Genomic DNA, 8,022 nt, shown 5'->3' on the forward strand with positions numbered 1-8,022 from the left:
TCTATGGAGGAGCTTTGTTAGATTGTGGTTGTTATTGTGCAACATGGATTACAGAATATACAAAGGGTCAGCTACGCATCGATCATATTGATGTAGACTTGCAAGATGGATATAACTTACACACGAAGGTACAGATGCATATAGGTAATACATTAGTCACTCTTGAAACTGCAATCAATCAACCAGAAAAGAAAGAAGTTTTGATTAAGGGCACAAAGGGTGAAATCCGTATTCCGGATTTACATAGACCTATAAGTGCAGAGTTAAAGATAGAAGATAAACTAGAAGTTATAGACTGTCCGTACGAAGTAGATGACTTCTATGGTGAGATATCTCACTTTGTAAACTTACTTGAAAATGGCAAACATAGCTCTCCAGTTATGCCTATCCAAAGTACTTTAGAAACTGCAATGTTACTAGATCGCATCAAGGATGCGATGACTCCAAATCCAATTGAAATATAAAAGGTAAGAAAAATATGAAACTGAAAGAATATTTGCATCAATATGTACAAATCACTAACGATGAAGGATATTCTTTTGATGGATATGTAGCAGAGTTCTTTCGAGGCGAAGATAATGAAGATGGTATCGATAGTATTGGTGTTTCAAAGGATGCTGAACATCTTGGAGGAATAGAGATTAGTGAGAATAATATAGTATCTATTCAGATCATTAAAGGATGAATTTCCTTGCTTAAAGCATCCAAAAAATGAGTTGTTATACACGGCCGAAAATTTTCGGTCTTTTTTTATTAAATTTTAGCACTAAAGTGTTGACAGTGCTAAATGGTTGGTATACTATATTAGCAGACATCGAAAAAGAGTGCTAAAAAGGAGGTGCTGGAAATGTTAACACCAAGACGAATAGAAATCTTCAAGGCGATTGTTGATGAGTATATTCGTACGGCGGAACCAGTTGGTTCACGTACATTGCAAGAACAGTATGATTTACCATATTCCAGTGCGACCATCCGTAATGATATGCAAGTCTTAGAGGAAATGGGTTATCTGGAAAAGACACATACTTCCAGTGGACGTATTCCTAGTACGATGGGCTATAAGTTCTATTGTGAGAACTTATTGAACAATGCGGCTGGTATTGATAAACGTATGGAACTTGCAATCCGTAGTGCATTTGATGTGTCGAGTATGAACATTGAGGAAGCAGTTCATCAAAGCTGTGAAATTCTCAGTGAAATGACAAATATGACAGCTGGTGTAATCGGACCAGATGCCAATACGCAATATCTAGAACATATTAAGTTGTTCCCGATTGATACGCGTAATGCGGTATGTGTATTTATTACAAATACAGGACATACCGAAACAAAGAACTTCCACTTTGAAGATGATGTACCATTCAAAGATTTGGAAGCTTGTACAGATATCTTAAACAAGCGATTAAAGGGTGTTCCACTTGCGGAAGTACCTAGTCGTATGGAAGATATCAAACCTGATTTATGTAGTGTTGTACATCGCCACGATCTACTCTTTACAGCATTTGTTAGAGCGTTTGTAAATTTTGCGAGTGAGAGTGTTTACTTCTCTGGAAAAGATCGTGTATTATATCAACCTGAATTTGAAGATATCAACAAGTTAAAGCAATTGATGTTGATGTTTGATGATACAAAGGTATGGCGTGGATTAGATTCCAGTGAAAATGCTGTTGCGGTAACTACAACAAAAGGTGCACAGCTTACTTGGTATAACGATTTAGCAGTTGTACGTTCCAAGTTCCATGTTAATGATACGGAAAGTGGAGAACTGATGGTTGTTGGACCAAGCAGAATGAATTATGAACAAGTCGTAAATCTAATCGATTATGCGGCACGTTTGATTGAAAAGATGTATAACTCAGGAGGTGAAAGTGGTAATGAGTGAAGATATCAAGAAGACAGAAACTGAAGTTGAAGAAGTAGTTGAAACTGAAACTCCTGAAGTAGTAGAGGAAGCTGATGAGGTTACAACACTTCAAACAAAGATTATAGAGTTAAATGAGCAGGTAAATATTCTTAAGAATGAATATGCAAAAGCATATGCAGATACAGAGAATACAAGAAAACGTCTACAGGCTGATTTTGATAGCCGTACAAAGTTTATGATGAAAAACTTTGCATTAGAGTTATTACCTGTATTAGATAGTTGCGAAAGAGCGTTAGCGCAAGCAACATCCGATGAAGCATATCGTAAGGGTGTCGAAATGATTTATGGACAACTACAGAATGCTTTAAGTAAAGAAGGTATTACAGAAATCGATGCATTGAACCAACCATTTGATGGAAATTGGCATCAAGCATTGATGACAGAAGCAAGAGAAAATGTCGAACCTGGAACTGTAATTGAAGTATTACAGAAGGGTTATCGTATAAAGGACCGTCTGCTAAGAGCAGCAATGGTCAAGGTTAGTGAATAACTAGGAGGAAGATAAACATGAGCAAGATTATTGGTATTGACTTAGGAACAACAAATAGCTGCGTATCCGTTATGGAAGGCGGCGAAGCAAAAGTAATTGCAAATCCAGAAGGAAACCGTACAACACCATCCGTTGTAGCATTTAAGAATGGTGAACGTATTGTTGGTGATGCGGCAAAGCGTCAATTAATTACAAATAAGGATACAGTATATTCCATTAAGCGTTTAATGGGTACAGACAAAAAAGTAACATTAGAAGGTAAGGAATATACACCACAGGAAATCTCTGCAATGATTCTTACATATTTAAAGAGTTATGCAGAAGCTTACTTAGGTGAGAAGGTAGAAAAGGCTGTTATTACAGTACCTGCATACTTCAACGATGCACAGCGTCAAGCAACAAAGGATGCTGGTAAGATTGCTGGTTTGGATGTAGTACGTATTATTAACGAGCCAACTGCTTCCGCACTTGCGTTTGGTTCAGATAAAGAAACATCTAAGGAACAAAAGATTTTAGTATATGACTTAGGTGGTGGTACATTCGACGTATCTATCTTGGATATTGCGGATGGTACATTTGAAGTATTATCTACAAATGGTGATACACACTTAGGTGGTGACGACTTCGACGAAGCTATCATCAACTGGTTAGCAGATAACTTCAAGCGTGAAAATAACATCGATCTAAGACAAGATAAGATGGCTTTACAGAGATTAAAGGAAGCTGCTGAAAAGGCTAAGAAGGACTTATCTGGTATGGTACAGACACAGATTTCCCTACCATTTATCTCCGCAGGTCCTGCAGGTCCATTACACTTAGAAGCTACATTAACACGTGCACAGTTTAATGAAATGACAAAGGGACTTGTTGAAAGAACATTGGTTCCAGTACGTCAAGCATTAAAGGATGCAGGTCTAACAGCAAATGATATTCATCAGGTATTACTTGTAGGTGGTTCTACACGTATTCCAGCTGTTCAAGAAGCAATTAAGAATGAATTAGGTAAGGAACCTAACAAGTCTGTTAACCCAGATGAATGCGTATCTTTAGGTGCTGCTATTCAGGGTGGTGTTATCGCTGGTGATGTTAAGGACGTATTATTACTTGACGTTACTCCACTTTCATTAGGTATTGAAACAATGGGTGGTGTTATGACAGTTCTTATCCCACGTAACACAACAATCCCAACAAGTAAGTCACAGATTTTCTCAACGGCTGCAGATAACCAACCAGCTGTAGATATCCATGTATTACAGGGTGAAAGACCAATGGCACAGGATAACAAGACACTTGGTAACTTCCAGTTAGATGGTATTGCCCCAGCAAGACGTGGTGTTCCACAGATTGAAGTAACATTCGATATTGACGTAAACGGTATTGTACACGTTACTGCAGTTGATAAGGCAACAAGTAAGAAACAATCTATTACGATTACAAACTCTTCTGGTTTAAGTGAGGAAGAAATTGACCGTATGGTTAAGGAAGCTGAAGCGCATAAGGCAGAGGATGACAAGCGTAAAGAAGAAATCGAGACAAAGAATCGTGCTGAAGCTTTCATTCACCAGATTGATGAAACATTGCAGAATGAAAATGCAAATGTGACTGAAGAACAGAAGGCTGAAGTGAAGAAGTTACGTGATGAATTACAAGAAGCTATCGACAAGAATGATACAGAAGGCTTAAAGACTAAGTTAGATGCTCTTGAAAAGGCAGCTAATGAAATGGCTCAAGCAATGTATCAAAGTCAAGCAGGTCAACAGGCTGCTGGTGATACTGCAGGTAATTCAACAAGCGCAAACGACGATGTTGTTGACGCAGACTTCCAAGAAAAGAAGTAAAGTTTGAAAGGAATGCGGGGCTTGTTTCCGCATTCTTTTAAGAGAAGAAAGGGCTAAAAGATATGGCTGAAAAAAGAGATTATTATGAGGTGTTAGGAATATCCAAAGGAGCAAGCGATGCGGAAATTAAAAAAGCCTATCGTTCGTTAGCCAAAAAATACCACCCAGATGTAAATAAAGAAGCAGATGCAGAAGCCAAGTTTAAAGAAATCAATGAAGCCTACGAAGTATTAAGTGATCCACAAAAGCGTCAGACGTATGATCAGTTTGGCTTTGCGGGAATGAATGGTTCTCAAGCAGGTGGAGGTTTCGGTGGTTTTGGCGGTGGATTTAACGCTGGTGGATTTGATGATCTCAACGATATCTTCTCCTCATTCTTCGGTGGAGGTATGGGTGGATTCAGCACTGGATCACGTCGTTCCAGTAATGGACCACGCAAGGGTGAAGACCGCTACATGCGCATGAATATCTCATTTATGGACGCATGTTTTGGTAAGACTGAGACCATCAACCTAACAGTTGAAGAACAATGTGACCAATGTCATGGTACAGGTGCAGCTTCTCCAAGTGATGTAGAAACCTGTCCAACCTGTCATGGCTCTGGTAGCGTTGTGACACAACAACGTACAGCGTTTGGTGTATTCCAATCACAGAGTGTATGTCCTGACTGTCGTGGTACTGGTAAGAAGATTCGTAAAGTATGTCCAAAATGTGGTGGCACAGGTTACGAAAAGAAGCGCATTAGCGTAGATGTAAAGATTCCTGCAGGTATCCAAACAGGACAGCAATTACGTGTATCCGGGAAGGGTGAACGTGGCTATAACGGTGGTCCAAATGGTGACTTATACCTAGAAATCAATGTATTACCACACGAGAGCTTTGAGCGTGATGGTAAAGATATCTACCTTGATATTCCAGTTAGTGCAGTTGATGCGACTTTGGGTGTTAGTGTAGATGTACCTACGATTCATGGTGATGTTACGATGAAGATTCCAGCCGGTACTCAAGATGGTACAAGAATGCGTCTAAAGGGTAAGGGTACTGCAGATCTACACGGCGGTAGAGATGGTGACCAAATCGTTACGGTACGCGTTACAGTAGAAAAATCACTCTCACGTAAAGAACGTGAACTATATGAGCAGTTACAAGAATTACAGAATACCAGCAAAGGTGAAACAGCCTGGGATAAATTCAAGAAGAAATTCATGTAAGTAACAGGCATCACCTATCAAAGGAGGTGTTACGATGAACATTGAACAGATGACAGAAATCCTGCAAAATATCATCATGCAAGCAGTACAGCTTGCACAAGAAAAACAAAGTCCTGATATAAAACCTGAGCATATCCTCTATGCGATGGTTAATGATGATAGCCTAGAGGGTATTTGGCAAAGGTTACATATCAGTCAAGAAGAATTAAGAAGTTTCATCGAACAAGCACTAACAAGAATTCCAACAGTCAGTGGTTCAACACAACCACAGCTATCAAATGATGTCATGCAAGCATATAACCATGCATTAAAACGCATGCAGAAACAAAACGATAGCTACATGAGTACTGTTACATTCTTACTTGGCTTGTTTGATACAAAAGCTACAATTATCGAGCAAATCAAACAACAGTTCCATATCACAACAAGTGATATTGAAAAAGCAGAAGAAGAAAGAAGAGGAGGGATGACGATGGATGAAAAGACCAATGAAAGTCAACTCGATGCATTAAGCAAATACGGACATGATTTAGTCAAAGAAGTAAAAGACGGAAAGATTGATCCAGTTATCGGAAGAGATGAAGAAATTCGTAGAGTTATTGAGATTCTCTCTCGTAAGACAAAAAATAATCCAGTCCTCATTGGTGAACCTGGTGTAGGTAAGACTGCAATCGTAGAAGGTCTTGCATGGCGTATTATGCAAGGGGATGTACCGCTTGGACTCAAAGATAAGAAGTTAATTGAACTTGATATGGGTGCACTGATTGCTGGTGCGAAATATCGTGGTGAATTTGAAGAGCGCTTAAAGGGTGTACTCAAGCAGGTACAACAGGCAGATGGTAGTATTATCTTATTCATCGATGAGATTCATAATCTTGTTGGTGCAGGTAAGACAGAAGGCTCCATGGACGCCGCAAACCTATTAAAGCCAATGCTAGCAAGAGGTGAACTCAAGTGTATTGGTGCAACTACATTCGATGAATATCGCAAGTATATTGAAAAGGATAGAGCTTTAGAGCGTCGTTTCCAGAAGATTATGGTACAAGAGCCATCTGTTGAAGATACCATCAGTATCTTACGCGGACTCAAAGACCGCTTTGAATCACACCATGGTGTTCGTATCAAAGATGAAGCGATTATCGCAGCCGCAACACTATCCAATCGATATATCACAGATCGTTTCTTACCAGATAAGGCAATCGATTTAATCGATGAAGCTTGTGCAACGATTCGTGTTGAAATGGATTCCATGCCTGCAGAGTTAGATGAACTCTCTAGACGTATTATGACTTTACAGATTGAGGAAACATCACTCAAGGAAGAAATAGACCCTAAGGCTAAAAATCGTCTCGAAGAAATCCGTAAGGAACTTGCAGATCTTAAGGAAGAGCAGACTGCAAAACTCTCTAAGTGGCAAGCTGAAAAGAGTGAAGCTGATGCTATCAAGAACTATAAAGAAGAACTTGAGAAGGCTAAGCTTGCGTTAACACAAGCAGAAAATGCAGCCAACTACGAAACAGCTGCAAAGCTCAAATACGAAACGATTCCAAATCTAGCAAAGAAGATTAACGAAGCAGATGTTGAAAAATCAGATGCAATGGTACATCAGATTGTCGATGAAGATATGATTGCAAAGATTGTATCACAATGGACACACATTGAAGTATCACGCTTGATGAGTACAGAAAGACAGAAGATTCTACATCTTCCAGAAGCACTCGCAAAACGTGTTATGGGACAACCAGAAGCTTTACGTCTTGTATCAGACGCAATCATGCGTTCAAAGGCAAATATCCAAGATGAAAATCGTCCATTAGGTTCATTTATGTTCCTGGGTCCAACAGGTGTAGGTAAGACAGAAGTTGCTAAGGCATTAGCACAACAGTTATTCGATGATGAATCTAAGATTGTACGTATCGATATGTCTGAATACATGGAGAAGTTCTCCGTTTCTAGACTTGTTGGTGCGCCTCCAGGATATGTTGGATATGAAGAGGGTGGACAGTTAACAGAAGCAGTACGTCGTTCACCATACTCAATCGTGCTATTAGATGAAATCGAAAAAGCACATCCAGATGTATTTAATATCCTATTACAGATTTTGGATGATGGACGTATTACGGACTCTAAGGGTGTAACAGTAGACTTCACGAATACGATTATCATCATGACAAGTAACTTAGGTAGTCAATACGCCTTCGATGATGACCCAGAACATCGTGAAGAGCACTATATGAGTGAAGTACACAAGTTCTTTAAACCAGAGTTTATCAACCGTGTTGATGAAATCATCGTCTTTAATGCATTGGGTAATGATGTATTAGCACAGATTGCTGAGAAGTTCTTAGCACAGCTACGCAATCGTTTGAAAGAACGTGATATTAATCTTACTGTCAGTGATAACGCAATGAAGCGTATCATTGCTTGTGGTGTAGATCCACTTTACGGTGCTAGACCAATGAAACGTCATATTCAACGTGAAATTGAGACAGCAGTTGCGAAGGTGATTCTAGAAAACCCAGATATTAACGGTAAGACAATTCACGTCGACGCAAACGA

7 protein-coding genes are annotated in these 8,022 nt (G+C 39.3%); all 7 read left to right on the plus strand.

Features of this window, described 5'->3' with window-relative positions:
• A partial coding sequence (locus RYK16_RS08100; protein WP_314851752.1) for a hypothetical protein occupies nucleotides 1-464 on the plus strand: 464 nt, incomplete at its 5' end.
• 14 nt (nucleotides 465-478) lie between these two features.
• The gene (locus RYK16_RS08105) at nucleotides 479-685 is read left to right on the plus strand and encodes a hypothetical protein (protein WP_314851753.1); all 207 of its coding nucleotides are present in this window, start codon (nucleotides 479-481) and stop codon (nucleotides 683-685) included.
• Between the two features lie 162 nt (nucleotides 686-847).
• On the plus strand, nucleotides 848-1,882 hold the full coding sequence (hrcA, locus tag RYK16_RS08110; protein WP_314851754.1) for a heat-inducible transcriptional repressor HrcA: 1,035 nt from the start codon (nucleotides 848-850) through the stop codon (nucleotides 1,880-1,882).
• The gene (gene grpE / locus RYK16_RS08115) at nucleotides 1,875-2,414 is read left to right on the plus strand and encodes a nucleotide exchange factor GrpE (protein WP_314851755.1); all 540 of its coding nucleotides are present in this window, start codon (nucleotides 1,875-1,877) and stop codon (nucleotides 2,412-2,414) included. Before hrcA ends, grpE begins: the two co-directional genes overlap by 8 nt.
• Nucleotides 2,415-2,431: 17 nt before the next feature.
• Entirely contained in the window at nucleotides 2,432-4,252 is a 1,821-nt protein-coding gene (dnaK, locus tag RYK16_RS08120; protein ID WP_314851756.1) for a molecular chaperone DnaK, read from the plus strand.
• Nucleotides 4,253-4,314: 62 nt separating this feature from the next.
• Nucleotides 4,315-5,463 (plus strand): molecular chaperone DnaJ, encoded by a 1,149-nt coding sequence (dnaJ, locus tag RYK16_RS08125; protein ID WP_314851757.1) that lies wholly within the window; start codon nucleotides 4,315-4,317, stop codon nucleotides 5,461-5,463.
• A gap of 34 nt (nucleotides 5,464-5,497) precedes the next feature.
• Nucleotides 5,498-8,022 (plus strand): AAA family ATPase (locus RYK16_RS08130; protein ID WP_314851758.1); only part of this gene is annotated, 2,525 nt, incomplete at its 3' end.

It is taken from the genome of uncultured Solobacterium sp. (assembly GCF_963550625.1).
GTDB lineage: Bacteria > Bacillota_I > Bacilli_A > Erysipelotrichales > Erysipelotrichaceae > Bulleidia.